Source organism: Dysosmobacter sp., from assembly GCF_034093755.1.
Classification (GTDB): Bacteria; Bacillota; Clostridia; order Oscillospirales; family Oscillospiraceae; genus Oscillibacter.
The window spans coordinates 1-24,776 of record NZ_JAXEBZ010000013.1 but is presented as its reverse complement, the minus strand read 5'-3'; the positions used below and the strand labels follow the sequence as shown (position 1 = coordinate 24,776).

General features: G+C 62.2%; 41 protein-coding genes. 36 read left to right on the top strand and 5 right to left on the bottom strand.

Annotation, left to right across the window (positions count from 1 at the left end; translation table 11 throughout):
• Positions 1 to 7: 7 nt before the first annotated feature.
• The 31 genes from rplD (at position 8) to SOX55_RS01260 (ending at position 15,266) form a co-directional block, all read left to right on the top strand.
• Complete coding sequence (gene rplD, locus SOX55_RS01410; RefSeq protein WP_325285646.1) at positions 8 to 631, top strand: 50S ribosomal protein L4; 624 nt, start codon at positions 8 to 10, stop codon at positions 629 to 631.
• Entirely contained in the window at positions 631 to 924 is a 294-nt protein-coding gene (gene rplW, locus SOX55_RS01405) for a 50S ribosomal protein L23 (protein WP_442873595.1), read from the top strand. The genes rplD and rplW overlap by 1 nt, the downstream gene beginning before the upstream one ends.
• Positions 925 to 948: 24 nt before the next feature.
• Entirely contained in the window at positions 949 to 1,782 is an 834-nt protein-coding gene (gene rplB, locus SOX55_RS01400; protein WP_325285645.1) for a 50S ribosomal protein L2, read from the top strand.
• A 15-nt stretch (positions 1,783 to 1,797) separates the two neighbouring features.
• A complete protein-coding gene (gene rpsS / locus SOX55_RS01395) occupies positions 1,798 to 2,061 on the top strand; it encodes a 30S ribosomal protein S19 (RefSeq protein WP_325285644.1) in 264 nt (87 codons plus the stop codon).
• 18 nt (positions 2,062 to 2,079) lie between these two features.
• Entirely contained in the window at positions 2,080 to 2,424 is a 345-nt protein-coding gene (gene rplV / locus SOX55_RS01390) for a 50S ribosomal protein L22 (RefSeq protein WP_325285643.1), read from the top strand.
• Between the two features lie 19 nt (positions 2,425 to 2,443).
• Entirely contained in the window at positions 2,444 to 3,361 is a 918-nt protein-coding gene (gene rpsC, locus SOX55_RS01385; protein WP_325285642.1) for a 30S ribosomal protein S3, read from the top strand.
• The gene (rplP, locus tag SOX55_RS01380; RefSeq protein WP_325285641.1) at positions 3,361 to 3,792 is read left to right on the top strand and encodes a 50S ribosomal protein L16; all 432 of its coding nucleotides are present in this window, start codon (positions 3,361 to 3,363) and stop codon (positions 3,790 to 3,792) included. Before rpsC ends, rplP begins: the two co-directional genes overlap by 1 nt.
• A 1-nt stretch (position 3,793) precedes the next feature.
• Positions 3,794 to 3,994: a 50S ribosomal protein L29 gene (gene rpmC, locus SOX55_RS01375; RefSeq protein ID WP_325285640.1), complete on the top strand. Its 201-nt coding sequence runs from the start codon at positions 3,794 to 3,796 to the stop codon at positions 3,992 to 3,994.
• A 17-nt stretch (positions 3,995 to 4,011) separates the two neighbouring features.
• Positions 4,012 to 4,275 carry a 30S ribosomal protein S17 gene (rpsQ, locus tag SOX55_RS01370; RefSeq protein WP_325285639.1) on the top strand — a complete coding sequence of 88 codons (264 nt, stop codon included), beginning with the start codon at positions 4,012 to 4,014 and terminating at the stop codon, positions 4,273 to 4,275.
• Between the two features lie 14 nt (positions 4,276 to 4,289).
• The gene (gene rplN, locus SOX55_RS01365; protein WP_325285638.1) at positions 4,290 to 4,658 is read left to right on the top strand and encodes a 50S ribosomal protein L14; all 369 of its coding nucleotides are present in this window, start codon (positions 4,290 to 4,292) and stop codon (positions 4,656 to 4,658) included.
• A 14-nt stretch (positions 4,659 to 4,672) separates the two neighbouring features.
• A complete protein-coding gene (gene rplX, locus SOX55_RS01360; RefSeq protein WP_325285637.1) occupies positions 4,673 to 4,984 on the top strand; it encodes a 50S ribosomal protein L24 in 312 nt (103 codons plus the stop codon).
• Between the two features lie 17 nt (positions 4,985 to 5,001).
• Complete coding sequence (gene rplE / locus SOX55_RS01355) at positions 5,002 to 5,541, top strand: 50S ribosomal protein L5 (protein ID WP_325285636.1); 540 nt, start codon at positions 5,002 to 5,004, stop codon at positions 5,539 to 5,541.
• A gap of 14 nt (positions 5,542 to 5,555) precedes the next feature.
• Positions 5,556 to 5,741, top strand: a complete 186-nt coding sequence (locus SOX55_RS01350; protein WP_325285635.1) for a type Z 30S ribosomal protein S14 — start codon at positions 5,556 to 5,558, stop codon at positions 5,739 to 5,741.
• A gap of 181 nt (positions 5,742 to 5,922) precedes the next feature.
• Positions 5,923 to 6,321 carry a 30S ribosomal protein S8 gene (gene rpsH, locus SOX55_RS01345; protein WP_325285634.1) on the top strand — a complete coding sequence of 133 codons (399 nt, stop codon included), beginning with the start codon at positions 5,923 to 5,925 and terminating at the stop codon, positions 6,319 to 6,321.
• 16 nt (positions 6,322 to 6,337) lie between these two features.
• Complete coding sequence (gene rplF / locus SOX55_RS01340) at positions 6,338 to 6,883, top strand: 50S ribosomal protein L6 (RefSeq protein WP_325285633.1); 546 nt, start codon at positions 6,338 to 6,340, stop codon at positions 6,881 to 6,883.
• A gap of 14 nt (positions 6,884 to 6,897) precedes the next feature.
• Positions 6,898 to 7,257 carry a 50S ribosomal protein L18 gene (rplR, locus tag SOX55_RS01335; protein ID WP_325285632.1) on the top strand — a complete coding sequence of 120 codons (360 nt, stop codon included), beginning with the start codon at positions 6,898 to 6,900 and terminating at the stop codon, positions 7,255 to 7,257.
• Positions 7,258 to 7,278: 21 nt separating this feature from the next.
• Positions 7,279 to 7,779 (top strand): 30S ribosomal protein S5, encoded by a 501-nt coding sequence (gene rpsE, locus SOX55_RS01330; protein WP_325285631.1) that lies wholly within the window; start codon positions 7,279 to 7,281, stop codon positions 7,777 to 7,779.
• Between the two features lie 14 nt (positions 7,780 to 7,793).
• Positions 7,794 to 7,982, top strand: coding sequence for a 50S ribosomal protein L30 (gene rpmD / locus SOX55_RS01325; protein ID WP_325285630.1), 189 nt, complete (start codon positions 7,794 to 7,796; stop codon positions 7,980 to 7,982).
• Positions 7,983 to 7,984: 2 nt separating this feature from the next.
• The gene (rplO, locus tag SOX55_RS01320; RefSeq protein ID WP_325285629.1) at positions 7,985 to 8,425 is read left to right on the top strand and encodes a 50S ribosomal protein L15; all 441 of its coding nucleotides are present in this window, start codon (positions 7,985 to 7,987) and stop codon (positions 8,423 to 8,425) included.
• A gap of 1 nt (position 8,426) precedes the next feature.
• Positions 8,427 to 9,815, top strand: coding sequence for a preprotein translocase subunit SecY (gene secY / locus SOX55_RS01315; RefSeq protein WP_325285628.1), 1,389 nt, complete (start codon positions 8,427 to 8,429; stop codon positions 9,813 to 9,815).
• A gap of 19 nt (positions 9,816 to 9,834) precedes the next feature.
• Positions 9,835 to 10,467 carry an adenylate kinase gene (locus tag SOX55_RS01310; protein ID WP_325285627.1) on the top strand — a complete coding sequence of 211 codons (633 nt, stop codon included), beginning with the start codon at positions 9,835 to 9,837 and terminating at the stop codon, positions 10,465 to 10,467.
• A 3-nt stretch (positions 10,468 to 10,470) separates the two neighbouring features.
• Positions 10,471 to 11,223, top strand: coding sequence for a type I methionyl aminopeptidase (gene map / locus SOX55_RS01305; RefSeq protein WP_325285626.1), 753 nt, complete (start codon positions 10,471 to 10,473; stop codon positions 11,221 to 11,223).
• A gap of 10 nt (positions 11,224 to 11,233) precedes the next feature.
• Positions 11,234 to 11,518, top strand: coding sequence for a KOW domain-containing RNA-binding protein (locus SOX55_RS01300; protein ID WP_325285625.1), 285 nt, complete (start codon positions 11,234 to 11,236; stop codon positions 11,516 to 11,518).
• 3 nt (positions 11,519 to 11,521) lie between these two features.
• Positions 11,522 to 11,740 carry a translation initiation factor IF-1 gene (gene infA, locus SOX55_RS01295; protein ID WP_325285624.1) on the top strand — a complete coding sequence of 73 codons (219 nt, stop codon included), beginning with the start codon at positions 11,522 to 11,524 and terminating at the stop codon, positions 11,738 to 11,740.
• A gap of 13 nt (positions 11,741 to 11,753) precedes the next feature.
• Entirely contained in the window at positions 11,754 to 11,867 is a 114-nt protein-coding gene (gene rpmJ, locus SOX55_RS01290; protein WP_014116882.1) for a 50S ribosomal protein L36, read from the top strand.
• 26 nt (positions 11,868 to 11,893) lie between these two features.
• A complete protein-coding gene (rpsM, locus tag SOX55_RS01285) occupies positions 11,894 to 12,259 on the top strand; it encodes a 30S ribosomal protein S13 (RefSeq protein ID WP_325285623.1) in 366 nt (121 codons plus the stop codon).
• Between the two features lie 16 nt (positions 12,260 to 12,275).
• Complete coding sequence (rpsK, locus tag SOX55_RS01280) at positions 12,276 to 12,683, top strand: 30S ribosomal protein S11 (protein ID WP_325285622.1); 408 nt, start codon at positions 12,276 to 12,278, stop codon at positions 12,681 to 12,683.
• A 23-nt stretch (positions 12,684 to 12,706) separates the two neighbouring features.
• The gene (rpsD, locus tag SOX55_RS01275; protein WP_325285621.1) at positions 12,707 to 13,333 is read left to right on the top strand and encodes a 30S ribosomal protein S4; all 627 of its coding nucleotides are present in this window, start codon (positions 12,707 to 12,709) and stop codon (positions 13,331 to 13,333) included.
• 88 nt (positions 13,334 to 13,421) lie between these two features.
• Entirely contained in the window at positions 13,422 to 14,372 is a 951-nt protein-coding gene (locus tag SOX55_RS01270; RefSeq protein WP_325285620.1) for a DNA-directed RNA polymerase subunit alpha, read from the top strand.
• Between the two features lie 62 nt (positions 14,373 to 14,434).
• Complete coding sequence (gene rplQ, locus SOX55_RS01265) at positions 14,435 to 14,776, top strand: 50S ribosomal protein L17 (protein WP_325285619.1); 342 nt, start codon at positions 14,435 to 14,437, stop codon at positions 14,774 to 14,776.
• Between the two features lie 109 nt (positions 14,777 to 14,885).
• The gene (locus SOX55_RS01260) at positions 14,886 to 15,266 is read left to right on the top strand and encodes a hypothetical protein (RefSeq protein WP_325285618.1); all 381 of its coding nucleotides are present in this window, start codon (positions 14,886 to 14,888) and stop codon (positions 15,264 to 15,266) included.
• 151 nt (positions 15,267 to 15,417) lie between these two features.
• Here the strand turns inward: SOX55_RS01260 and SOX55_RS01255 are convergent, their stop codons facing one another.
• Positions 15,418 to 15,717, bottom strand: a complete 300-nt coding sequence (locus SOX55_RS01255) for a hypothetical protein (protein ID WP_325285617.1) — start codon at positions 15,715 to 15,717, stop codon at positions 15,418 to 15,420.
• 221 nt (positions 15,718 to 15,938) lie between these two features.
• On the opposite strand from SOX55_RS01255, the gene SOX55_RS01250 reads away from it, so the two are divergent.
• Entirely contained in the window at positions 15,939 to 16,658 is a 720-nt protein-coding gene (locus tag SOX55_RS01250) for a polysaccharide deacetylase family protein (protein ID WP_325285616.1), read from the top strand.
• A 64-nt stretch (positions 16,659 to 16,722) separates the two neighbouring features.
• On the opposite strand, the gene secG is transcribed toward SOX55_RS01250, so the two are convergent.
• Positions 16,723 to 16,962, bottom strand: coding sequence for a preprotein translocase subunit SecG (gene secG / locus SOX55_RS01245; RefSeq protein WP_325285615.1), 240 nt, complete (start codon positions 16,960 to 16,962; stop codon positions 16,723 to 16,725).
• A 222-nt stretch (positions 16,963 to 17,184) separates the two neighbouring features.
• Between secG and lexA the strand changes: the two genes are divergently transcribed.
• Positions 17,185 to 17,820: a transcriptional repressor LexA gene (lexA, locus tag SOX55_RS01240; RefSeq protein WP_325285614.1), complete on the top strand. Its 636-nt coding sequence runs from the start codon at positions 17,185 to 17,187 to the stop codon at positions 17,818 to 17,820.
• A 53-nt stretch (positions 17,821 to 17,873) separates the two neighbouring features.
• On the opposite strand, the gene SOX55_RS01235 is transcribed toward lexA, so the two are convergent.
• The 3 genes from SOX55_RS01235 to SOX55_RS01225 are packed head-to-tail and all read right to left on the bottom strand — an operon-like array spanning position 17,874 to position 21,661.
• Entirely contained in the window at positions 17,874 to 19,058 is a 1,185-nt protein-coding gene (locus SOX55_RS01235) for an iron-containing alcohol dehydrogenase (RefSeq protein ID WP_325285613.1), read from the bottom strand.
• A gap of 8 nt (positions 19,059 to 19,066) precedes the next feature.
• The gene (locus SOX55_RS01230) at positions 19,067 to 20,038 is read right to left on the bottom strand and encodes a D-2-hydroxyacid dehydrogenase (RefSeq protein WP_325285612.1); all 972 of its coding nucleotides are present in this window, start codon (positions 20,036 to 20,038) and stop codon (positions 19,067 to 19,069) included.
• 27 nt (positions 20,039 to 20,065) lie between these two features.
• Entirely contained in the window at positions 20,066 to 21,661 is a 1,596-nt protein-coding gene (locus SOX55_RS01225) for an NAD(P)/FAD-dependent oxidoreductase (protein WP_325285611.1), read from the bottom strand.
• 211 nt (positions 21,662 to 21,872) lie between these two features.
• On the opposite strand from SOX55_RS01225, the gene SOX55_RS01220 reads away from it, so the two are divergent.
• The 3 genes from SOX55_RS01220 (at position 21,873) to SOX55_RS01210 (ending at position 24,699) form a co-directional block, all read left to right on the top strand.
• Positions 21,873 to 23,246, top strand: a complete 1,374-nt coding sequence (locus tag SOX55_RS01220; protein ID WP_325285610.1) for a S1C family serine protease — start codon at positions 21,873 to 21,875, stop codon at positions 23,244 to 23,246.
• A gap of 282 nt (positions 23,247 to 23,528) precedes the next feature.
• Entirely contained in the window at positions 23,529 to 23,996 is a 468-nt protein-coding gene (locus tag SOX55_RS01215) for a COG2426 family protein (RefSeq protein ID WP_325285609.1), read from the top strand.
• Between the two features lie 34 nt (positions 23,997 to 24,030).
• A complete protein-coding gene (locus SOX55_RS01210; protein ID WP_325285608.1) occupies positions 24,031 to 24,699 on the top strand; it encodes a nitroreductase family protein in 669 nt (222 codons plus the stop codon).
• The last annotated feature ends 77 nt before the right edge of the window (positions 24,700 to 24,776 follow it).

Here is a 24,776-nt window from a genome sequence, read left to right as displayed (position 1 = left end):
TTAGATAATGTCTACCGTTAAAGTTTTGAACATGGCCGGCGCTGAGGTCGGCACTGTGGAACTGAACGACGCCATCTTCGGCATCGAGCCCAACGAAGTCGTCGTCCACGAGGTCGTCAAGAACCACCTCGCCAATTGCAGACAGGGTACCCAGAGCGCCCTGACCCGCGCCGAGGTTTCCGGCGGCGGCAAGAAGCCCTGGCGTCAGAAGGGCACCGGCCACGCCCGTCAGGGCAGCACCCGTGCTCCCCAGTGGACCCACGGCGGCATCGTGTTCGCTCCCAAGCCCCGGGATTACAGCTACGTGCTGAACAAGAAGGTCAAGCGTCTGGCTCTGAAGTCCGTCCTGTCCGCCAAGGCCGCCGAGGGCGCGCTGGTGGTCATCGACTCCATCAAGATGGACGCCATCAAGACCGCTGAGTTCCGGAAGTTCCTGAACGCTGTGAACGTGGACGGCAAGGCCGTGGTCGTCACCCCCGAGAAGGACGACGTCATCGTGAAGAGCGCCCGGAACATCCCCGGCGTGCAGACCACCACCGCCACCATCCTGAGCGTGTATGACCTGCTGAACGCCAAGTACCTGGTGCTGGATCAGGCCGCTCTGGCAAAAATCGAGGAGGTGTTCGCATAATGACCGCTTATGATATCATCATCCGCCCGATCATCACCGAGCGCGCCATGTCCGGCGTTGCCGAAAAGAAGTATGTCTTCGAGGTCGCCAAGGACGCCGGCAAGATCGAAATCAAGAAGGCCGTTGAGGAAATCTTCGGCGTGAAGGTCCAGTCTGTCAACACTCTGAACGTCCTGGGCAAGGAAAAGCGCATGGGCGCCGGCCGTCCCGGCACCACCCGCGCTTGGAAGAAGGCCTACGTTCAGCTGACGGCCGATTCCAAGACCATCGAGATGTTCGAAGGCATGGTCTGATAAGGGAAGGAGTGTAACGCGAAAATGTCTATCAAAACTTTTAAGCCGACGACCCCTTCCAGACGGCAGATGACTGTCTCCGGGTTTGACGGCATCGACAAGAAGGCCAAGCCCGAGCCCAGCCTGACTGAGGTTCTGCAGAAGTCCTCCGGCCGCAACAGCTATGGCCGCATCACCGTCCGCCACCGCGGCGGCGGCGCCAAGCGCAAGTACCGCATCATCGACTTCAAGCGCGACAAGGTCGGCTCTGCCACCGTGCTGCGTCTGGAGTATGACCCCAACCGCAGCGCCAACATCGCCCTGATCCAGTATGAGGACGGCGAGAAGCGCTATATCCTGGCTCCCGTTGGCCTGAAGGCCGGCCATAAGATCATGACCGGTCCCGACGCCGACATTCTGCCCGGCAACGCCCTGCCCATCGCCAACATCCCCGTAGGTACCATCATCCACAACATCGAGCTGCATCCCGGCAACGGCGCCCAGCTGGTGCGCTCCGCCGGCGCCGCCGCTCAGCTGATGGCCAAGGAAGGCATGGACGCTCAGATCCGTATGCCCTCCGGCGAGGTCCGCATTGTGCGTACCAACTGCATGGCCACCATCGGCCAGGTGGGCAACATCGAGCACGAGAACATCAACATCGGCAAGGCCGGCCGTAAGCGTCACATGGGTTGGCGTCCCACCGTCCGCGGCTCCGTCATGAACCCCAATGACCACCCCCACGGCGGCGGCGAGGGCCGCGCTCCCATCGGCCGCAGCGGTCCTGTGACTCCCTGGGGCAAGCCCGCCATGGGTTACAAGACCCGCAAGGGCAAGAATCCCACCAACAAGTTCATCGTGAAGCGTCGCAACGAGAAGTAAGGGAGGCAAGGAAATATGAGCAGATCCATTAAAAAAGGCCCGTATGTTGCCCCTGAGCTTCTGAAGCGGGTCGAGGAACTCAACGCCAAGAACGAGAAGAAGGTCCTGAAGACCTGGAGCCGCAGCTCCACCATCTATCCCGCCTTCGTCGGTCACACCATCGCCGTCCACGACGGCCGGAAGCACGTGCCCGTCTATGTCCAGGAGGACATGGTCGGCCACAAGCTGGGTGAGTTCGCTCCCACCCGCACCTTCCGCGGTCACCGCAAGGATTCTTAATGAAGGAGGATGCAGAACATGGATAAGAAAATTGCGAAAGCGTATCTGCGCTATGTCCGCATCGCTCCCCGCAAGATCCAGATCGTCTGCGATCTGATCCGCGGCAAGGATGCCGGCACTGCCATGGCCATCCTGATGCAGACCCCCAAGGCCGCCTCTGAGCCCCTGATGAAACTGCTGAAGAGCGCGATGGCCAACGCCGAGAACAACTTCGGCATGGACCCCGCCAAGCTGGTGGTGTCCGAGGTATTCGCCACTCCCGGCCCCATCCTGAAGCGGATGATGCCCCGGGCCCAGGGCCGTGCCTATCGTATCAACAAGCGCACTTCTCACGTCACCCTGGCTGTGACGGAAAAAGCATAAGAAAGGGAGGAGACAGTTTATGGGACAGAAAGTGAATCCCCACGGCCTGCGCGTGGGTGTCATCAAAGACTGGGATTCCCGTTGGTATGCCAGTGAAGAGAAGGTTGGCGACCTGCTGGTGGAAGACCAGAAGATCCGCAAGTACCTGAAGAAGACCCTGTACGGCGCCGGCGTTCCCAAGATCGAGATCGAGCGGAGCAACGACACCGTCACCATCTACCTGCACTGCGCCCGTCCCGGTGTGGTCATCGGCAAGGGCGGCGAGCAGATCGAGCAGTATCGCCTGGCTGTGGAGAAGCTGATCGGCAAGAAGGTGCGCCTGAACATCGTTGAGGTGAAGAACCCCGACATGGACGCCCAGCTGGTGGCTGAGAACATCGCTCAGCAGCTGGAGAAGCGTATCTCCCACCGCCGTGCCATGAAGAACGCCATGGCCCGCGCCATGCGCGCCGGCGCCAAGGGCATCAAGACCTGCTGCTCCGGCCGTCTGGGCGGCCGCGAGATCGCCGGCGTGGAGCACTATCACGAGGGCACCATCCCCCTGCAGACCATCCGCGCCGACATCGAGTACGGCTTCGCCGAGGCTGCCACCACCTTCGGCCGCATCGGCGTGAAGGTGTGGATCTACAAGGGCGAGGTCCTGAGCCAGACCCTGCGCACCACCCCCCGCACCATGGACACCTCCAAGCCCTATCAGGAGCGTCGTGAGCGTCGTCCCCGCCGGGATGGCGACCGTCGTCAGGGCGGCTTCAACCGTGACCGTCAGAACGGCGGCTTCAACCGCGACCGTCAGAACGGCGGCTTCAACCGCGGCAACGGCCAGGGCGGCTTCAACCGCAACGGCCAGGGCCGTCCCCAGGGCGGTTTCAACCGCAACAACAACACCCGCCCCGCTGCCCCCGCAGCGGCCCCCGCTAAGGAAGGAGGAGCCCAGTAATGCTTCTGCCGAAGAGAGTTAAGTATCGCCGCGTGCACCGCGGCCGTATGACCGGCAAGGCCACCCGCGGCAGCACCGTGGCCTACGGTGAGTTTGGCCTGCAGGCCCTGGAGCCCGCATGGATCACCAGCAACCAGATCGAGGCGGCCCGTATCGCCATGACCCGTTACACCAAGCGCGGCGGTCAGGTCTGGATCAAGATTTTCCCCGATAAGCCCGTGACCAAGAAGCCCGCTGACACCCGTATGGGTTCCGGTAAGGGCTCCCCCGAGTTCTGGGTTGCAGTCGTCAAGCCCGGCCGTATCATGTTTGAGATTGCCGGCGTACCCGAAGAGGTTGCCCGCGAGGCCCTGCGTCTGGCCAGCCACAAGCTGCCCATCAAGACCAAGATCGTCTCCAAGGCTGCCGAGGCAGAGGAAGCAGGTGAGTGAGATGAAGGCAAATGAAGTTCGTAAGATGAATGCCGAGCAGCTCAATGAGAAGCTGACCGGCCTGAAGAAGGACCTGTTCTATCTTCGGATGCAGCACGCCACCAATCAGCTGGACAACCCGCTGAAGATCAAGGAAACCAAGCGTGACATTGCCCGAGTCAAAACCGTTCTGCGGGAGCTTCAGGCTTCCGACAAGCAGTGAGAAGGAGGTAAGCGAACATGGAAGAAAAGAGAACTTCCTCCCGGAAAACGAGAGTTGGCAAGGTCGTTTCCGATAAGATGGACAAGACCGTTGTTGTGGCCATCGCCGACCGCGTGGCCCATCCCCTGTACAAGAAGATCGTCGGCCGTACCTACAAGCTGAAGGCCCATGACGAGAACAATGCCTGCGGTATCGGCGATACCGTGAAGGTGATGGAGACCCGCCCCCTGTCCAAGGACAAGCGCTGGCGCGTGGTCGAGATCATTGAGAAAGCGAAGTAAGGAGGTGCCGAGTTATGATTCAGCAGGAAAGCTATCTGAAGGTTGCCGATAATACCGGCGCCAAGGAAATCAAGTGCATCCGCGTTCTGGGCGGTTCCACCCGGAAGTTCGGCAACATCGGCGACGTGATCGTGGCCTCCGTCCGCAAGTCCGCCCCCGGCGGCACTGTGAAGAAGGGCGAGGTCGTGAAGGCCGTCATCGTCCGCAGCGCCAAGGGCGTCCGTCGTGCCGACGGCACCTATGTCCGCTTCGATGACAACGCCGCCGTTCTGATCAAGGACGACAAGAACCCCAGAGGCACTCGTATCTTTGGGCCGGTTGCAAGAGAGCTGCGCGATAAGGATTACATGAAGATCCTGTCTCTGGCTCCCGAAGTCATTTGAGGAGGGCGCCGAATATGTCTATGAATATCAAGAAGAACGACACCGTTGTCGTTCTGTCCGGCAAGGACCGGGGCAAGAAGGGCAAGGTCCTCGGCACCGTGCCCGCCGACGCCAAGGTCGTGGTGGAGGGCATCAATATGGTGACCTGCCACGTGAAGCCCCGCCGTCAGGGCGAGGAGGGCGGCATCGTGAAGCGCGAGGCTGCCATCGCCTCCTGCAAGGTGCAGGTCGTGTGCCCCAAGTGCGGCAAGGCCACCCGCGTTGCCCACAAGATCGAGGGCGGCAAGAAGATCCGCGTGTGCAAGCACTGCGGCGCTGAGTTGTAAGAAGGGAGAGACGAACAATGGCAAGACTGAAGGAAAAGTACACCGCCGAGGTCGCTCCCGCTCTGATGCAGCAGTTCCAGTACAAGAGCGTTATGCAGATCCCCCGCATCGAGAAGGTTGTGGTCAACGTTGGCTGCGGCGAGGCTCGTGAGAACGCCAAGGTGCTGGAAAATGTTGTGGGCGACCTGAGCAAGATCACCGGTCAGAAGCCGGTCATCACCAAGGCCCGCAAGTCCATCGCGAACTTCAAGCTCCGTGAGGATATGCCCATCGGCGCGAAGGTCACCCTCCGCGGCGACAAGATGTGGGAGTTCCTGGACCGCCTGTTCAACGTGGCCCTGCCCCGCGTCCGCGATTTCTCCGGCATCAACCCCAACTCCTTTGATGGCCGCGGCAACTACTCCATGGGCATCAAGGAACAGCTGATCTTCCCCGAGATCGAGTACGACAAGATCGACAAGATCCGCGGCATGGACATCATCATTGTCACCACCGCTCAGACCGACGAAGAGGCCCGCGAGCTGCTCAAGCAGGTGGGCGCTCCCTTCGCCCGCTAAGGAGGAAGATTGATATGGCAAAGAAATCCATGATCCTGAAGCAGCAGGCTGCTCCCAAGTATTCCACCCGGAAGTACAACCGCTGCAAGCTGTGCGGCCGTCCCCACGCCTACCTGCGTGACTACGGTGTGTGCCGTATCTGCTTCCGGGAACTGGCCTACAAGGGCGAGATTCCCGGCGTCCGCAAGGCTTCCTTCTGAGGAACCGCCCCGCGGCAGAACTCTTTGTAGCCAAGGGCTTTGATATGGGCCCTTAGTGATAATGGATGGCGAAAGGTCACTGTGAATTGGGCACCACGCGCGAGCGGACTGCTCCATTCATAGTGATACCTCGCTGCCAGAACGGCCAACGGCCGTAACTCTAAAATAGGAGGAAAATAGAATGCATATCACTGATCCTGTTGCGGATATGCTGACCCGCATCCGCAACGCCAACAATGCCAAGCATGAGACCGTTGATATCCCCGCTTCCAACATGAAGAAGAGCATCGCTCAGATCCTGCTGGACGAGGGCTATATCAAGAGCTACCAGGTGGTGGACGACGGCCTGCAGGGCATGATCCACGTCACGCTGAAGTACAACGCCGGCAAGGAGAAGGTTATCACCGGCCTGCGTCGTGTCAGCAAGCCCGGTCTGCGCGTTTATGTGGGCGCCGATGAGCTGCCCCGGGTGCTGCGCGGTCTGGGTATCGCCATCATCTCTACTTCCAAGGGCGTCATGACCGACAAGAAGGCCCGCGAGGCTCACGTCGGCGGCGAAGTCCTGGCATTCGTTTGGTAAGGAGGGTATTTGAACAATGTCTCGAATTGGCAGAATGCCCATTACCGTTCCCGCCGGCGTCACCGTTGAGGTGGCCGAGGGTAATGTGGTTACCGTGAAGGGACCCAAGGGCCAGCTGACCCGCGCTCTGTGCCCCGTTATGGATATTAAGCAGGAAGGCAATACGATCACCGTATCCCGTCCCAACGACGACAAGCTCAACCGCAGCCTCCACGGCCTGACCCGCACCCTGCTGCACAACATGGTGGTGGGCGTCACCGAGGAGTACAAGAAGGAACTGGAAGTCAACGGCGTTGGCTACCGTGTCGCCAAGGAGGGCAAGAACCTGGTCATGAACCTGGGCTACTCTCATCAGGTGATCGTTCCCGAGATCGAGGGCATTTCCATTGATGTCCCCGCTCCCAATAAAATCGTCATCCGCGGCTGTGACAAGCAGGCTGTCGGCCAGTTTGCCGCTGAGGTCCGCGAGAAGCGTCCGCCCGAGCCTTACAAGGGCAAGGGTATCAAGTATGCCGATGAGGTCATCCGCCGTAAGGTCGGTAAGGCCGGCGGCAAGAAGTAAGGAGGTGTGCCGATATGATTAAGAGACCGAATACCAAGGCTCAGCGCCTGAAGCGCCACAAGAGAGTGCGCGGCAAGATCGCCGGCACTCCCGAGATGCCCCGTCTGAATGTTTTCCGCAGCGAAGCCAACATCTACGCTCAGGTCATCGATGACGTGAACGGCGTGACCCTGGCTTCCGCTTCCTCCCTGGATAAGGCCATCGAGGGTTACGGCGGCAACGTTGCCGCTGCCACCGCTGTTGGCAAGCTGGTTGCCGAGCGCGCTCTGGCGAAGGGTATCGAGAACGTGGTTTTCGACCGCGGCGGTTACCTGTACCACGGCCGTGTGCAGGCACTGGCCGAAGGCGCCCGCGAAGGCGGCCTGAAGTTTTAATCGGAGGGAGGAACAACAATAATGGCCAGATTTGAAAGAGAACCCAGCGAGTACACTGAGAAGGTTGTTGCCCTCAACCGTGTTTCCAAGACCGTCAAGGGCGGCCGTGTCATGAAGTTTTCTGCTCTGGTGGTCGTGGGCGACCAGAAGGGCAAGGTTGGCTATGGCCTGGGTAAGGCCGCCGAAGTCCCCGAGGCCATCCGCAAGGGCCTGGAGGCTGCCAAGAAGAACATGATCACCGTGAACCTGTCCGGTACTACCATTCCTCACGAGACCATCGGTGTGGCCGGCGCCGGCCGCGTGCTGATGAAGCCCGCTGCCCCCGGTACCGGTGTGATCGCCGGCGGTGCGGTCCGTGCCGTCGTGGAAGCCGCCGGCATCAAGGACATCCGTACCAAGTGCCTGCGTTCCAACAACGCCAACAACGTGGTTGCCGCCGCTTTCGAAGGCCTGCGCGCCATGCGCAGCCCCGAGGAGGTCGCCCGCATCCGCGGCAAGAGCGTTGAAGAGATCATTGGTTAAGGAGGAGCTTAACAATGGCAAATGTAACGATTAAGCTCGTCAAGAGCCTGAACGGTCGCCTGGATAAGCAGGTTGCTACCGCCAATTCTCTGGGCCTGCGCAAGATCGGTGACGTCACCGTGCAGCCCGACAACGACCAGACCCGCGGCAAGATCGCCAAGATCGGCTACCTGCTGCAGGTTACCGAAGAGGGAGGTAACTGAACATGAAACTGAGTGAACTGTCTCCCGCTGAGGGTTCCGTCCGTTCCGCGTACCGCAAGGGCCGTGGTGCCGGTTCCGGCAACGGCAAGACCGGCGGCCGCGGCCACAAGGGCCAGAAGGCCCGCTCCGGCGGCAAGATCCGTCCCGGCTTTGAGGGCGGCCAGATGCCTCTGGCCCGCCGCATCCCCAAGCGCGGCTTCAACAACATCTTTGCCGAGCCTCTGGAGATCATCAACCTGAATGCCCTGAACAAGTTCGAAGACGGTGAGACCGTCACCGCCGAGGCTCTGCTGGCCAAAGGTATCCTGTCCAAGTGCCAGTATGGCTACAAGGTTCTGGGTAACGGCAAGGTGACCAAGAAGGTCACGGTTCAGGCTTCTGCTTTCTCCGCTTCTGCCAAGGAGGCTATCGAGGCAGCTGGCGGAAAGGCAGAGGTGATGTAACGTGATCCAGACCATTCGCAAAGCGTGGGGTATCCCCGAGCTGCGTAAGAAGATCATCTTTACACTCCTGATCCTGCTGATTTTCCGCATTGGTAATGCGATCCCCGTTCCCTTCATCAGCGTGGAACTGCTCAGCGCCTATCTGGAGAGCCAGAGCACGACCATCCTGGGCCTGTACAACGTGATGAGCGGCGGTGCTTTCGCCCAGGCCACGCTGTTTGCGCTGTCCATTCAGCCCTATATCAACGCGTCCATCATTATCCAGCTGCTGACGGTGGCAATCCCCTACCTGGAGCGGCTGGCCAAGGACGGCGGCGAAGAGGGCAAGAAGAAGATCCAGTCCATCACCCGCTATACCACCGTGGGCATTGCCCTGCTGCAGGCTTTCGGCTACTATATGCTGATGAAGAACTACGGTCTGCTGAGCGTCAGCGATCCCAACCTGTGGCACGCACTGGTGATTATCGTGTCCTTCATGGCCGGCTCCTCCTTCGTGATGTGGATGGGCGAGCAGGTCACCGAGTTCGGTGTGGGCAACGGTATCTCCATCATCCTGTTCGCGGGCATTCTGTCCCGCGTTCCCACCGCGGTCTCCGGCCTGTATGATGGCTTCCGCACCTGGCTGTCCATCGCCAACGGCGAGCTGAGCGTGGACGCCCTGGTGTCCGCCGGCCTGACGCAGGAGGTGGCGGAGTCCTACTTCGCAAGCGCCCAGAGCGCTGCCATGGCTCCCTGGGTCATTCTGCTGATCCTGGTGGGCGTGCTGGCCCTGATCATGTTCATCGTGTTCATCAACGACGCCGAGCGCCGGCTGCCCGTGCAGTACGCCAAGCGTCAGGTGGGCCGCAAGATGTACGGCGGTCAGTCCAGCAACCTGCCCATGAAGGTGAATATGTCCGGCGTTCTGCCCATCATCTTCGCCCAGAGCATTGCCTCTCTCCCCGCCACCATCCTGGCCTTCACCGGCACCGGCGAGGAAGGCACCTTCAGCTATGCTGTGGCCCAGTTCATTGACACCAAGTCTGTGCTGTATATGATCTTCTACTTCCTGATGATCATCGGCTTCAGCTATTTCTACTCCAGCATTCAGTTCAATCCTGTTGAGATCGCCAACAACCTGAAAAAGCAGGGCGGCTTCATCCCGGGCTTCCGTCCCGGCAAGCCCACGGCGGACTTCATCAAGAAGGTGCTGAATAAGGTCACCATGTTCGGTGCCATCTACCTGGGCATCGTGGCCATCTGCCCCCTGATCCTGGGCAAGATTGTTCAGAACAGCGCGCTGTCCATCGGCGGTACTTCCGTCATCATCGTGGTGGGCGTTGCTCTGGAGACCGTCAAGGCTCTGGAATCCCAGATGCTGATGCGTCAGTACAAGGGCTTCCTTGAATAAATGAGAGAAGGCGCTGGCTTTGAAGTTGATTTTATTGGGCGCCCCTGGCGCCGGCAAAGGCACACAGGCGGAGCGCCTGTGCAAAGAGCTGAACATCCCCACCATTTCCACCGGCAACATCCTCCGTGCCGCCATTAAGAACGGCACCCCCACCGGCATGAAGGCCAAGTCCTTCATGGACGCGGGCCAGCTGGTTCCGGATGAGGTCATCATCGGCATCATCACGGAGCGCCTGGCGGAGGCTGACTGCGCCAACGGCTATATCCTGGACGGCGTGCCCCGCACCATCGCCCAGGCGGAGGCACTGGAGAAGGCGGGAATCAATTTTGACGCTGTGGTGTCCATCGAGATTTCCGACGAGGAGATCATGGAGCGCATGGGCAACCGGCGGGTCTGCGAGGACTGCGGCGCCAGCTACCATCTGGTGGCAGTGCCCCCCAGGACTCCCGGCGTGTGCGACAGCTGCGGCGGAAAGCTGGTCCAGCGCAAAGATGATGCCCCCGAGACGGTGAAAGCCCGCCTTGAGGTCTATCATAAGGAGACCGAGCCCCTGAAGGCGTTCTACGCCCAGCGCGGCCTCCTGAAGCCTGTGGAAAACCGGGCCTCCGTGTCCGAGATGACCCAGGCCATCCTCCACGAACTGGGGAGATAAGCGATGATCACGCTGAAATCCTCCCACGAGATCGAACTGATGCGCCGGGCGGGAAAAATTACCGCGGCTGCCCGTGCTTTGGCAGGGGAATTGGTAAAGCCCGGCGTAACGACCCGCGAGATCGACAGGGAAGTGGAGAAATTCATCCGCAAGGAAGGCGCGGTTCCCTCCTTCCTGCACTACAATGGTTATCCCGCCTCCGTCTGCGTCAGCGTCAACGACGAGATCATCCACGGCATCCCGGGACCCCGGGTGCTGCAGGAGGGCGATATCGTCAGCATTGACGTGGGCGCCTACATCGGTGGGTTCCATGGGGACTGCGCCGCAACCTTCCCCTGCGGCCGGATCTCTCCGGAAGCCCAGCGTCTGATCGATGTGACCAGACAGAGCTTCTTCGAGGGCATCAGGTTCGCGAAGGAAGGCCATCGCCTGCTGGATATTTCGGCGGCGATACAGCAGTATGTGGAGTCCAACGGCTACTCCGTCGTCCGGGAGTTCGTCGGCCATGGCGTCGGCGCCCAGATGCACGAGGCGCCGGAGATCCCGAACTACGGCCATCCCGGCCGCGGCCCGAGACTGCTCCGCGGAATGACCCTTGCAATCGAACCCATGGTGAACGCAGGCAGCGCTGCCATTGTGCAGCTGTCCGACGGCTGGACCGTCCGGACGGCGGACGGCAAGTGGGCCGGCCACTATGAGAATACGGTTCTGATTACGGACGGCGAGCCCGAGATTCTGACGGCTCCCGCGATTTAAGAAGAGACGTATGGAAATTGCAAAATCGAACATCGTACGGTCGGATGCCGGCAGGGACAAGGGAAAGCTCTTCTACGTCCTTGACACGCAGGGTGAGTACCTCCTGCTGGCAGACGGCAAATCCCGGAAGGTGGAGTCTCCCAAGCGGAAAAAGCGGCGGCACGTGCTGTTCGTGGCCGCGGAGGAGAACCGGCTTTCCGGCAAGATCAAAGGCGAAGAGAAAATTACCAACAGTGAGCTTCGCAAAGCACTCGCGGCATTCCGCGAGGAAGATTATCCGAGCCAGGAGGGATAACGTTTGGCAAAATCCGACATGATTGAAGTGGAAGGCGTGGTTGTCGAGTCCTTGCCCAACACGACGTTCCAGGTAGACATTGGAAATGGACACATGATTTTGGCGCATATTTCCGGAAAGCTCAGAATGAATTTCATCAGGATTCTGCCCGGCGACAAGGTGACGGTGGAGCTGTCCCCGTACGATCTGAACCGAGGCCGGATAACCTGGCGTAGTAAGTAGGAGGTTAACGAACATGAAAGTAAGACCGTCCGTGAAGCCCATGTGCGAAAAATGCAAGGTGATTCGCCGCAAAGGCCGTGTCATGGTGATTTGCGAGAATCCCAAGCATAAGCAGAGACAGGGCTAAGTTGAAAGTGGAGGTGCTTTAAGAGTATGGCACGTATTGCCGGTATTGACCTGCCCAAGGATAAGCGAATCGAAATCGGACTCACTTATATCTATGGTATTGGCAGAAAGAGCGCGAAGGACATCCTGGCCCAGACGGGCGTGGATCCCGACACCCGCGTGAAGGACCTGACCGACGCTGACGAGCAGAAGCTGCGTGACGCCATCGACGCCTACGTCGTCGAGGGCGACCTGCGCCGCCAGACCGCTCTGGACATCAAGCGTCTGACTGAGATCGGCTGCTACCGCGGCATCCGCCACCGCAAGGGCCTGCCCGTGCGCGGCCAGCGCAGCAAGACCAACGCGAGAACCCGCAAGGGTCCCAAGAAGACCATTGCGAACAAGAAGAAGTAAGGAGGGAGATTGAAAAATGGCAACTGCGAAAGCATCCGCCGGCAAGAAAGTCGTCCGGCGCCGTCGCGAAAAGAAGAACATTGAGCGTGGCCAGGTCCACATTCGTTCTTCCTTCAACAATACCATGGTTACCGTCACTGACACGCAGGGTAACGCGATCTCCTGGGCTTCCTCCGGCGGAATGGGTTTCCGCGGCAGCAAGAAGTCCACTCCTTTCGCCGCGCAGACCGCCGCTGAGGTGGCCGCCCGCGCCGCTATGGAGCATGGCCTGAAGACCGTTGAGGTCTTCGTGAAGGGCCCCGGCCAGGGCCGTGAGGCCGCCATCCGCGCCCTGCAGGCGGTGGGCCTGGAAGTGACCATGATCAAGGACGTCACTCCCATTCCCCACAATGGCTGCCGTCCCCCCAAGCGTCGCCGCGTTTAATCGAAAGTAGGAGGTAAAGCGATATGGCAAGATATACCGGAGCAGTCTGCCGCCTGTGCCGCAGAGAGGGCCAGAAGCTCTTCCTGAAGGGCGACCGCTGCTATACGGAAAAGTGCTCCATCGAGCGTCGTGGTTACGCTCCTGGCATGCACGGCAATGCGAGAAACAAGAAGCTCTCTGAGTATGGCGTGCAGCTGCGCGAGAAGCAGAAGGCCAAGCGCTACTACGGTGTGCAGGAGAGCCAGTTCCGTGATTATTTCGAGATGGCCAACAAGAAGACCGGCATGACCGGCGAAAACCTGCTGGCGATCCTGGAGACCCGCCTGGACAACGTGGCTTATCGTCTGGGCTTCGCCATGAGCCGCGCCGAGGCCCGTCAGCTGGTGCGTCACGGCCACTTCACCGTCAACGGCAAGAAGGTCAACATCCCCTCTTACCTGGTGAAGGTGGGCGATGTCATCGAGCTGAAGGAAGGCTCCCGCAGCCTGGATAAGTTCAAGGGCTCCCTGGAGGCCAACGCTTCCCGCGTGGTCCCCAAGTGGCTGGACATGGACAAGAACAACGTGGCCAAGGTCATTGCAGAACCCGCCCGTGAGGACATCGACCTCCCCATCGAGGAGCACCTCATCGTCGAGTTGTACTCCAAGTAATTCGGAGGAAACCCTCGAGAATGACACGAACTGCAAGCGGTGTGCTGCGTAGCATTGCCGCAACGAGAAGATGAAGGAGGGTAACTGCATGATCGAAATCGAAAAGCCCCAGATCGAGTGCATCGAGGCTCCCGGTGACGCCACCTACGGCAAGTACGTGGTTGAGCCGCTGGAGCGGGGCTACGGCACCACTCTGGGCAATGCGCTTCGCCGCGTGATGCTTTCCTCTCTGCCTGGAACGGCACCGACCACCATCAAGATCGCCGGTGTGCAGCATGAGTTCTCCACCATCCCCGGTGTGAAGGAGGACGTCACCGAGATCGTCCTGAACATCAAGGGCCTTCTGACCAAGCTGCATGCCGAGGGCACGAAAACCGTGTATATCGAGGCGGTGGGACCCTGCGTGGTGACGGCCGGCGACATCAAGCTGGACGGCGAAGTGGAAGTTCTGAACCCTGATATGCACATTGCCACCCTGGACAACGGCGCCGCGCTGAACATGGAGATCACCCTCTCCCACGGCCGCGGCTATGTGCCCGCCGACCGGAACAAGCCCCAGCAGAACGTGATCGGCACCATTGCGGTGGACTCCATCTACACGCCTGTGTATAAGGTGAACTACACCGTGGAGCCCACCCGCGTGGGCGCTTCCAGCGACTTCGACAAGCTGACGCTGGAGGTCTGGACCGACGGCACCATTTCTGCCCGGGATGCCGTTTCCCTGGGCGCCCGGATTCTGTGCGACCACTTCACCCTGTTCACGGACCTGTCCGAGAACGTGGGCAGCAAGCCCACCGTGGTGGAGAAGGCAGAGGCGCAGCGCGACAAGGTTCTGGAGATGACCATTGAGGAACTGGACCTGTCCGTCCGCAGCTTCAACTGCCTGAAGCGCGCCAACATCAACACCGTCGAGGATCTGATCTCCAAGACCGAGGACGAGATGATGAAGGTCCGCAACCTGGGCCGCAAGTCTCTGGAGGAAGTCATCAACAAGCTGGCGATGATGGGCCTGTCCCTGGCCAGCGATGACAACAACTGACCTAAACCGCCCGGCGGGAGGCCGCCGGGGAGATAAAATTCCCGATAAGGAGGAATACCGAAATGCCCGGAACTCGCAAACTCGGCAAGACGACCGATCAGCGGATCGCCATGCTGCGCCAGCAGGTTACCGATTTCCTGGACAACGGCAAGATGGAGACCACCGTCACCCGCGCCAAGGAGATCAAGCCCCTCGCTGAGAAGATGATCACCCTCGGCAAGAAGAGCGACCTGGCCGCCTATCGTCAGGCCATGAGCTTCATCACCCGTGAGGACGTGTGCAAGAAGCTGTTCAAGGAGATCGCTCCCAAGTACGCCGAGCGCAACGGCGGCTACACCCGTATCGTCCGCACCGGCGTTCGCCGCGGCGACGCTGCGGAGACCGCCATCATTGAGCTGGTGTAATTAACCGCAGAAAAAGCCCTTTGCAGTGGGAACTTTCCCCCGCTGCAAAGGGCTTTTTTGTTGCGCCGGACCGGAATATGTGGTATGCTGGCCACAGAGAGGAGTGGTCATGGTGCAGAAAGTACGCTGTTACGAGTGCGGCCGGAGCTACGATTATGACGAGGACGCCTTTTGCCCCCGGTGCGGTGCCTTTAACCTGCCGGGCCGTGATCATACTGTCCGGGTGGGGGAACTGACGGAGGACCGCAGGGACGGCCTCAGTGAAAAGGGCCATTCCGGCTCCTTCCTCCACCAGGAGTTCCACAATGAGGAGCGCCAGCGCCGCCGCCTGGGTCTGGACCGGGAGGAAACCCCGCCGCCCCGGCAGGCGAAGCAGCCGGCCCCGGCCGCAAGGTCCCGGAAGCGGGAGAAGGGCCGCGGGAACCCCTCCGTGGCCGTGCTCATTTTCATCCTGCTGATTCTGTTCCAGCTTCTGAGAGCCATCTTTTGAAAATACCGCCACCCGGCGCACTGGCGTCGGGCGGCGGTTTCTCTGTTCAGGCTCAGAAGGGCTGGCAGTAGGCCTCCTGAAAGGCCAGCTGCTGCCGGGTGTCGGGAAACTCCGTAATGTCCGCGTAGTCGAAAATGCCCACAATGTCCCGCTACCGGGCCGGGCGGCCCAGCTCCACCAGATAGATCCGGTTGTTGGCTCCCATTATGCCGGACTGCAGGGCGTTGAGCCGGGAGCCGCAGCATTTGACGCCGTAGCCCAGCTCCAGCAGCCGGTCCCGCAGCATCTGGTAGGCGGGCAGGTAGTTGTAATCCTCCCCGGTGATGGTCCGGCCATCCATCCGGGCAGTGAGGACGATGTTTTCCGACGTCTCGCCCTCGTCAGCCAGAATTGTCAGCGGCTGCTCTGTGTTCCGGAACAGGTGCAGCAGCGTCACCTCGTAGCGCTCCATGGGGCCTCCTTTCCTGCAGGGGGAATCCGTCCGGGATCATCTCCCGCCGGTATGAAATCAGCTTTTGCACGAAATCCGCTTCTATACCTTTTATTCTACAGAAAAGCGCGGGAAAGTCATGACAAAACAGTGACAGTTCCGGAACAAATTGCGGCGGACGCATGATTCCTCCGGCGCCGGCGCAAACTACGGTGGAACGCAGAGGAGAGGAATGGACGCGGATGAGAGGAAGAAAGCTGGCGCTGCTGGGAATGGCGCTGGTGTGCCTGGCGGGCTGCGGAGAGACGGCGGTGCCGGCGGGCGGCGGGGCGGAAATACCGGCGGAAGCCCCCAAATATGTGGCCCTGACCTTTGATGACGGCCCCCGCCGGGACACCACCGCCCGGCTGCTGGACGGCCTGCGCCAGCGGGGCGCCAGCGCCACTTTTTTTCTGCTGGGAGAGCAGATCGCCGGAAACGAGGACCTGGTGCGGCGGATGGCGGCGGAGGGCCATCAGGTGGGGAACCACTCCTGGAGCCACGCCAGGCTGCAGGGAGCGTCCCGGGCCGCGGTGGACAGCGAAATCGGCAGGACCGACGCGCTGCTGCGCCGGCTGCTGGGGGAGGGGACCTACTGGGTCCGGCCGCCCTACGGCCTGCTGGACCCGCAGCAGCGGGCCTGGTTCACCGTGCCGCTGGTCCACTGGATGGTGGACCCGGAGGACTGGCGTCTGCGGGACGCAGACAAGGACGTGGCGGCGGTGCTGCGGGCGGTAAAGCCGGGGGATATCATCCTGATGCATGACACGGTGCCGGCGTCGGTAGACGCGGCGCTGCGGATTGTGGACACGCTGCAAAGCCAGGGGTATACCTTTGTGACGGTGGAGGAGCTGCTGCATCTGGCGGGGGTGACGCCGGAGGCGGGGGTGATGTACCGCTCCGCCACAGTCTCCGCCGCCTGAAAAGGGCCAAACCAAAAGTAAAAGCGGGTGCGAATCATCGCACCCGCTTTCCGGAAATCGCTGATTACTGCAGAACGTTCAGGACCAGAGTCAGCACCACAAACACGGCGCCCACCCACTTGGTGGCGCGGGCCAGCTTGGCGTCAATGGTCTTGGCCTTGTTCTTGGCCAGGAAGGAATCGGCAACACCGCCGATGGTGCCGGACAGGCCGGCGCTCTTGCCGGACTGAACCAGGACCATCGCGATCAGGGCCAGGCCGCACAGCAGCTGGATCACAGTGAAAATCAGAAACGGAACAGACATAATCGGAAACCTCCAATGGTTTTGGCACGTGCCGTCCATGCACACGCTCTCATTTTACAGAACACAATTTTAACACGGTTTTGGGGAATGTGCAAGAGGAAAGACGGTTTTTTCCCGTGAAAAATCCTCAGAAAAATGGAACAAATGTTTGCATACCGGAAGAAGCTGTGGTATAATACAGAAAAACCGGAGCTGCGCCGCGCAGAGACAAGGAGGCCGCCCATGCAGGAGCTGTCGAAAATGCAGCGGAAGATCTACGATTACCTGGTCGCGTGTATCCGGGAGCAGGGCTATCCCCCCTCCGTCCGGGAGATCGGCGAGGCGGTGGGGCTGCGCTCCCCCTCCACGGTCCATTTCCACCTGAAGCACCTGATGGAGGCGGGGTACATTGAAAAGGGCGCCGGCAAGGGCCGGGCCATCACCCTGACCCATCCGCCTGCCGCGGAGACTGCGCCGGCGCCGGCGCCTGCGGAGCCGGAGCCGCCGGCCGACCGGGTGCCCATTGTGGGCAATGTGGCCGCCGGCAGTCCCATCCTGGCGGAGGAGTGCATTGAGGACTACCTGACCTTTGACACCGGCGGCCGCAGCGGCGAGTATTTTGCCCTGCGGGTCCGGGGCGACTCCATGATCAACGCCGGCATTTTCAGCGGCGATCTGGTGGTGGTCCGCCAGCAGCCGGTGGCCAACAACGGGGAAATCGTGGTGGCCCTCCTGGAGGACGAGGCCACGGTGAAGCGGTTCTCCCGCCGGAACGGCCACATCTGGCTCCTGCCGGAAAACGACGACTACCAGCCCATTGACGGCACCTATGCCTCCATCCTGGGCAAGGTGGCGGCGGTGGTCCGGCGGTATGACTGAGGGAAAACAAACCCGGAGCGGTGCATTGCGCACCGTTCCGGGTCCTTTTTGCGTTACCGGGGCTCCGCTGCCAGACGGAGAATGGCCTCCATGTCCTCCGGGCCGATGGCGGCAAAGGTGCCGAAGGGGAAGGGGTTGGGCTTCAGCCGCCGGTGGGCCACCGCGGCGGGAATGTCCTCCGCCGGGAAGCCCAGCTCACCCAGCGTCACCGGCATGCCGATGGACCGCAGCCAGGCGGTTAGCCGGGCAATGCCCTCCCGGGCCGTCACCTCCGGGTGACGGAAGTCCATGGGGCAGCCGAATACCCGCACGGCAAACTGGGCGAAGCGCGTCACATCCCGGTCCATGACGTAGGTCATCCAGGCGGGGGTCAGCGCCGCCAGCCCCGCGCCGTGGGCGCAGCCGCACAGGGCGGACAGCTCGTGCTCCATCTGGTGGCAGGCCCAGTCTTGCTTCCGGCCCACGCCGCAGAGGTTGTTGTGGGCCAGCATGCCCGCCCACATCAGCTCCGCCCGGGCGTGATAGTCATCGGGATGGGCCAGGGCCTGGGGGGCGGCGGCCAGAATGGATTGCATCAGCCCCTCGCACAGCCGGTCCGTCACGTCCACGTGGTCCGTGGGGGTGAAGTACCGCTCCAGAATGTGGGAGAGCATGTCCGCCGCGCCGCAGGCGGTCTGGTAAGGGGGAAGGGTGCAGGTGTAGTGGGGGTTCATGACGGCGAACACCGGGCGGTACACGTCGCTTTTGGTGTTGCCCCACTTCCGGTTCCCCTCCTCGTGGGTGATGACGGAGGAGTCGGAGGCCTCGCTGCCGGTGGCGGCGAGGGTCAGAACCACGCCCACCGGCAGGCTCTTTTCCGCCGCCCTGCCGGAGTACAGGTCCCAGAAGTCTCCGTCGTAGGGAACCCCCACGGCGATGGCCTTGGCGGTGTCGATGGCGCTGCCGCCGCCCACCGCCAGCAGGAAATCCACGCCCTCCCGGCGGCACAGGTCAATGCCCTCGTAGACCTTTCCGCTGCGGGGGTTGGGCTGCACGCCGGACAGCTCCCAAAAGGGGATGTCCGCCTGGCGCAGGGCGGAAACGGCGTCATCGTAGGCGCCGTTGCGCCTGACGGAACCGCCGCCGTAAACCAGCAGGACTCTGGTGCCGCCGAACCGCCGCACCAGGGCGCCGGTCTGGCGCTCCTGCCCGTCGCCGAAGGCGAAATAGGTGGGGGAGCAGAAGGTGAAATTCTCCATGGGCATCCTCAGTAGCCGCGGGTCCGGTCCACCAGCTGCTTGAGAGGCCGGCCGGCGGCGTAGTTTTCCAGATCCTCGCAGAACATCTCCACGTTCCGGTCGCAGGTGTAGCCCAGGGTCATGTTGCCGGAGACATGGGGGGTGAGAATCAGATTTTTGGTGTTCCACAGGGGATGGTCTGCCGGCAGAGGCTCCGGGTCCATCACGTCCAGCGCCGCGCCGGCCAGACGGCCGCCGTTCAGGGCATCCATCAGGGCCTCCTGGTGAATGGCGGTGCCCCGGCCCACGTTGATCACATAAGCGTCGGCGGGCAGCAGGGCGATGCGCTCCGGGGACAGAAGGCCCACGGTCTCCGCTGTGCCGGGCAGCGCCATAATGAGGTTCTTCGTCTCCGGCAGAATCTCGTCCAGCCGGGAGATGGGCAGAACTTCGTCAAAGTCCGCCGCGGGGCGGCCGCTGCGGCTGAGGCCGATGATCTTCGCGGCGCCCATGCCCCGCAGCCGCTGGGCCACGTTGCTGCCGATGTTGCCGGTGCCCAGAACGGTAAAGGTGTTGTTCCGGATGGAGCGGATGGGCCGCTGGTTGCCCCAGCCGTGATTCCGCACCTGCTCCTCATACTCCGGCATCCGCCGCAGCAACATCAGCGTCACCATGATCACGTGCTCGGCGATGGTGACGCCGTAGGCGTTGGTGTTGGTCAGCAGGCAGTCGGGGTTGGCGAAAATGGTGGGGTCCTTGCAGTAGGGGTCCACGCCGGCAGAAGAGCAGCAATACCACCGGAGGGTCTTGGGCGCCTCCCGCATCAGCTTCGGCGCGTGGGCATACAGCACTTCGCAGCTCTGCAGGCACTCCCGCGCCTCGTCAAACTGCTCCAGTGTGAAGTAGTGGGGGGTGAACCCCAGCTTTTCCGCCGTCCGGTTGATTTGCTCCTTGTGGGCAGCGGTGAGAAATTCCTGATAGATGCAGATGTTTCGGCTCATGTGGTTCCTCCTAAAAATACCTGCCGCTTACGGCCGGTAAGAATAACAGATTTGTTCGGCGATGCGCATGCCGTCCGCCGCGGCGGACAGAATGCCGCCGGCGTAGCCCGCCCCCTCGCCGCAGGGGTACAGCCCCCGGAGGGCGGACTGGCCCGTCCCGTCCCGGGGCAGGCGCACGGGAGAGGAGCTGCGGGTCTCCACCGCCGTCAGCAGGGCGTCCGGGTCGTCAAAGCCCCGCAGCTTCCGGCCCAGCACCGGCAGCGCCGCCTCCAGCGTCTCCGCGATGAAGGGCGGCAGGCACAGATGCAGGTCCGTCATCACCACGCCGGGGCGGTAGGTGGGCTTTACCCGCCCCGTCCGGACGGAGGGACGGCGGGCCAGGAAGTCCTCCACCCGCTGGCAGGGGGCCTTGAAGTCGGACCCACCCAGGGCGAAAGCGGCGGATTCCAGCCGCCGCTGAAACTCCACGCCGGCCAGGGGGGAGCTGCCGCCGAAGTCCTCCGGCGTCACGTTCACCAGAAAGCCGCCGTTGATGTTCTCCCCGTCCCGGGCGAACTCGCTCATGCCGTTGGTCACCAGCCGGGCCTCTTCCGACGCGGCGGCCACCACCTGGCCGCCGGGGCAGACGCAGAAGGAGTAGGCCGCCCGCCCGTTGGGCAGGTGGCAGGACAGCTTGTAGCTGGACACCGGCAGGCTGGGGCTTCCGGCGTACCGGCGGTACTGGGCCATGTCCACGTCCGCCTGCCGGTGCTCAATGCGCACGCCCACGGCGAAGGGCTTGGCCTCCATGGGCACGCCCCGGGCGTGGAGCATGGCGAAGGTGTCCCGGGCGGAGTGGCCCAGGGCCAGCACCAGCTGTCGGCAGGGGAGGCGGCAGGTCCCCTCCGGCCCCTCCACCGTGACGGCTTCCAGACGGCCGTCCACGGCCTGCAGGTCCGTCAGACGGCTTTCAAAGCGGATGTCTGCCCCCAGGTCCAGCAGCTGCCGCCGCAGCCCCTGCAGGGCGATGTGGAGGCGGTCGGTGCCGATGTGGGGTTTGGCGTCAATGAGAATGTCCTCCGGCGCGCCGCAGGAGACGAACTGATCCAGAATAAAGCGGTGGCGGGGGTCTTTGGTGCCGGTGTTCAGCTTCCCGTCGGAGAAGGCGCCGGCGCCGCCCTCGCCGAACTGTACGTTGGAGGTGATGTCCAGCTGTCCCGTGGACCAGAAGCGCTCCACGTCCCGCTGCCGCCGCTCCACGGGGCGGCCCCGCTCCAGCAGAACGGGCCGCAGGCCCGCCCTGGCCAGCACCAGGGCGGCGAACAGTCCCGCCGGGCCGGCGCCCACCACCACCGGAGGCACCTCCGGCGCCGGGAAGGGGCCGGGGGCCTGATAGGCCGGGGCCGGGGTGTAAACGCTGACTCTGGCGGAGCCGTGCAGCCGCCGCAGCACGGCGGCCTCGTTGGCCACCTCCACCGCGGCGGTGTACACCAGCTTTACCTCTTCCCGGGCGTCCACGGACCGGCGGAGAATCCGGATGGAGAGAATGTCCCGCTCCCGCAGCTTCAGCGTCCGGGCGGCGTGGGCCGTCAGGGCGGAGAGGGGCTCCTGGGGGGCGAGCTTCAGATTTTCGACTTTCAGCAAATTTGTCTCGTCCTTTCCGCAAATTTAAAGGATGATTTAAGCTAAGCATACTATACTTCAGGCAAAGGTGCAAGAAAGAAGGATGGAAGCAGCGGAAAAAACCGGAGGAAGAGAAATTCAAAGAACGTGCAAGATTTCTTCATAATTTAGACACATAGCCCTGTTATCATCCAAGACAACAAGAGAGTTCGTTTCAAGGAGGAACGATACCATGTACGACGACGAGAAAAATCTTTACCATTATACCTACCGTAAGGACGGCAGCGAGACCGCGACCCAGCCCGGCCAGAGCTATGACGCCCGCGGCACCCAGCCCGACCCCGTTCCGGTGATGACGCCGGAGGCACCGAAAAAGAAGAAGCACACCGCCGGCAAGGTGGCGGCTCTGGCGCTGGTGTGCGCCCTGCTGGGCGGCGCCGTAGGCGGCGGCGTGGTGTACGGCGCGGGCCGCATGAACGCCGACACCACGGAGGTGAGCGTCTCCGGCCGGCTGCCGGAGGCGGTGAACGTCCATCAGGTGGACGGCAAGACCAAAATGACGGACGCGGAGGTCTACGCCGCCAACGTCAACAGCGTGGTGTCCATCAACGTCACCGGCACCAGCGGCACCAACTTCTTCGGCCAGAAGGTGCAGACTGCCTCCTCCGGCTCCGGCTTCATCCTCACCAAGGACGGCTTCATCGTCACCAACTACCACGTGGTGAAGGACGCCGAGCAGGTGAAGGTCACGCTGTACAACGGCGACGAGTATGAGGCCAGGTACGTGGGCGGCGACGAGGACTATGACATTGCCGTCATCAAGGTGGAGGCGGCAGACCTGCCCACCGTCACCCTGGGCGACAGCGGCAGCCTCAACGTAGGCGACCGGGTGCTGGCCATCGGCAACCCCCTGGGTGAGCTGACCTTCTCCATGAGCGGCGGCATGGTGTCCAGCGTGAACCGGACCATCAATGTCTCCGGCACCCCCTTCAACATGATCCAGACCGACGCGTCCATCAACCCCGGCAACTCCGGCGGCCCCCTGGTCAACCAGTACGGCGAGGTGGTGGGCATTGTCTCCGCCAAGTATTCCGGCACCGGCAGCGAGGCGGTGGAGGGCCTGGGCTTCGCCATTCCCATCAATGACGTGTTTGCCATGATCGAGGACATCATGACCAACGGCTACGTCACCAACAAGCCCTACCTGGGCGTCAGCGCCGGTACCATGACGGAGCAGATGGCGGCCCAGTACCGCTACGATATCTCCTCCGGCGTGTTCATCTACTCCGTGGAGGAGGGCTACGCGGCGGAGAAGGCGGGGCTGCAGATGGGCGACGTCATCACCAAGGTGGATGACCACGCCATCACCTCCCTGGAGGACCTGACCGCCGTGAAGAAGCAGTATTCCGCCGGCGACACCGTGACGCTGACGGTGTATCGCGGCGGGGAGACCATCACCGTGGAGCTGACCTGGGACGCGGTGCCCGCCGAGGAGAAGGCGGACAGCGACACCCCGACCTCCGGCAGCGGCCGGGATGACAGCCAGTACGGCGGGTACATGAACCCCTACGACCTGTTTGATTATTTCTTCCGCCAGTTCCGTTAAGGAGCTGACCACCGGCGAGATGGCTGGCGGGCGGTCTGCGGCAGCAGCCGCGGAAAAGCCAAAACCGCCCCTGCCACAGCCGTTTCCCGGTTTTAGAATAGCAGGAACTGTGGATGACATCCCCCTGCGCGTGCCAATGGCCTGCGCGGGGGGACCTTTTCAGCCGTGGTGCAGAATCTCCCGGTTTACAAGCGAGGCCGGAAGGCGTATAATAAAATTCCACGGATTCCGACAGGGTTCCCCCTGCCGGAGCTGCCGCCGTTCCATAAAGGAGTTGTCGTTTTGCTGGAGACGCTGTTTGGAAAGTGCATGATGGTGTTTGCCATGGCCATGGTCCCCGTGGTGGAGCTGCGGGGCGCCATCCCGCTGGGCGTCTCCATGGGCCTGCCGCCGCTGACGGTGTACATTCTGGCGGTGCTGGGCAATGTGCTGCCGGTGCCGTTCATCATTCTGCTGGTGCGCCGGGTGTTTGACTGGCTGCGCCGGGGCCGCTTCTGGGGGCCGAAGATCGCGGCCATGGAGCGCCGCGCCCATCTGAAAGGCCGGCTGGTGCGGAAGTACCGCCTGTTGGGCCTCATTGTGCTGGTGGCGGTTCCCCTGCCGGGCACCGGCGCCTGGACCGGCGCGTTGGTGGCCGCCCTGTTTGACATCCGGCTGCGCAGCGCCCTGCCGGCGATTCTGCTGGGAGTGGCCATCGCCGGCGGCATCATGCTGGCGGTGTCCTGCGGCCTGCTGGCGCTGTGGTTCTGAGCCGCTGAAAACATATCCGCATAGGAGACAGACTATGGACATTCAGGAAGCCATCCGCGCGCGGCATTCCGTGCGCAGCTATATGGACAAGCCCCTGGCAGCCGAGGCGGTGGAGGCGCTGGAGGAAGAGATTGCCGCCTGCAACGCCGAGAGCGGCCTGCACATCCAGCTGGTGACCGGCGAGGCGGAGGCCTTCGGGGGCCTCATGGCCCATTACGGGAAATTTTCCTGCGTGAAAAACTACATCGCCCTGGTGGGGCCGGAGGGGCCCGGCCTGGAGGAGAAGGCCGGCTGGTACGGCGAGCGGCTGGTGCTGAAGGCCCAGATGCTGGGGCTGAACACCTGCTGGGTGGCCCTGACCTACAGCCGCCGGAAAAGCCGCCACGAGACGCAGCCGGGGGAGAAGCTGGTGTGCGTCATCGCCGTGGGCTACGGCACCACCCCCGGCCGGGAGAGCCGTTCCCGGCCCGTCACCTCCGTGTGCCGGGTGGACGCCCCTATGCCGGAGTGGTTCCGCCTGGGGGTGGAGGCGGCGCTGATGGCTCCCACCGCCCTGAACCAGCAGAAGTTCCGCTTCATCCTGAAAGGGGACACGGTGCGGGCGGAGACCCGCCCCGGGTTTTACGCGAAGGTGGACCTGGGCATCGCTAAATACCACTTCCAGCTGGGCGCCGGCAAAGAGAATTTTACATGGGAAGCATAAAACATCTCCGGACTGTGTCCGGAGATGTTTTTTCAGCGCAGAAACGTGAGCCAGACCCACAGGCCGCCGATCAGCAG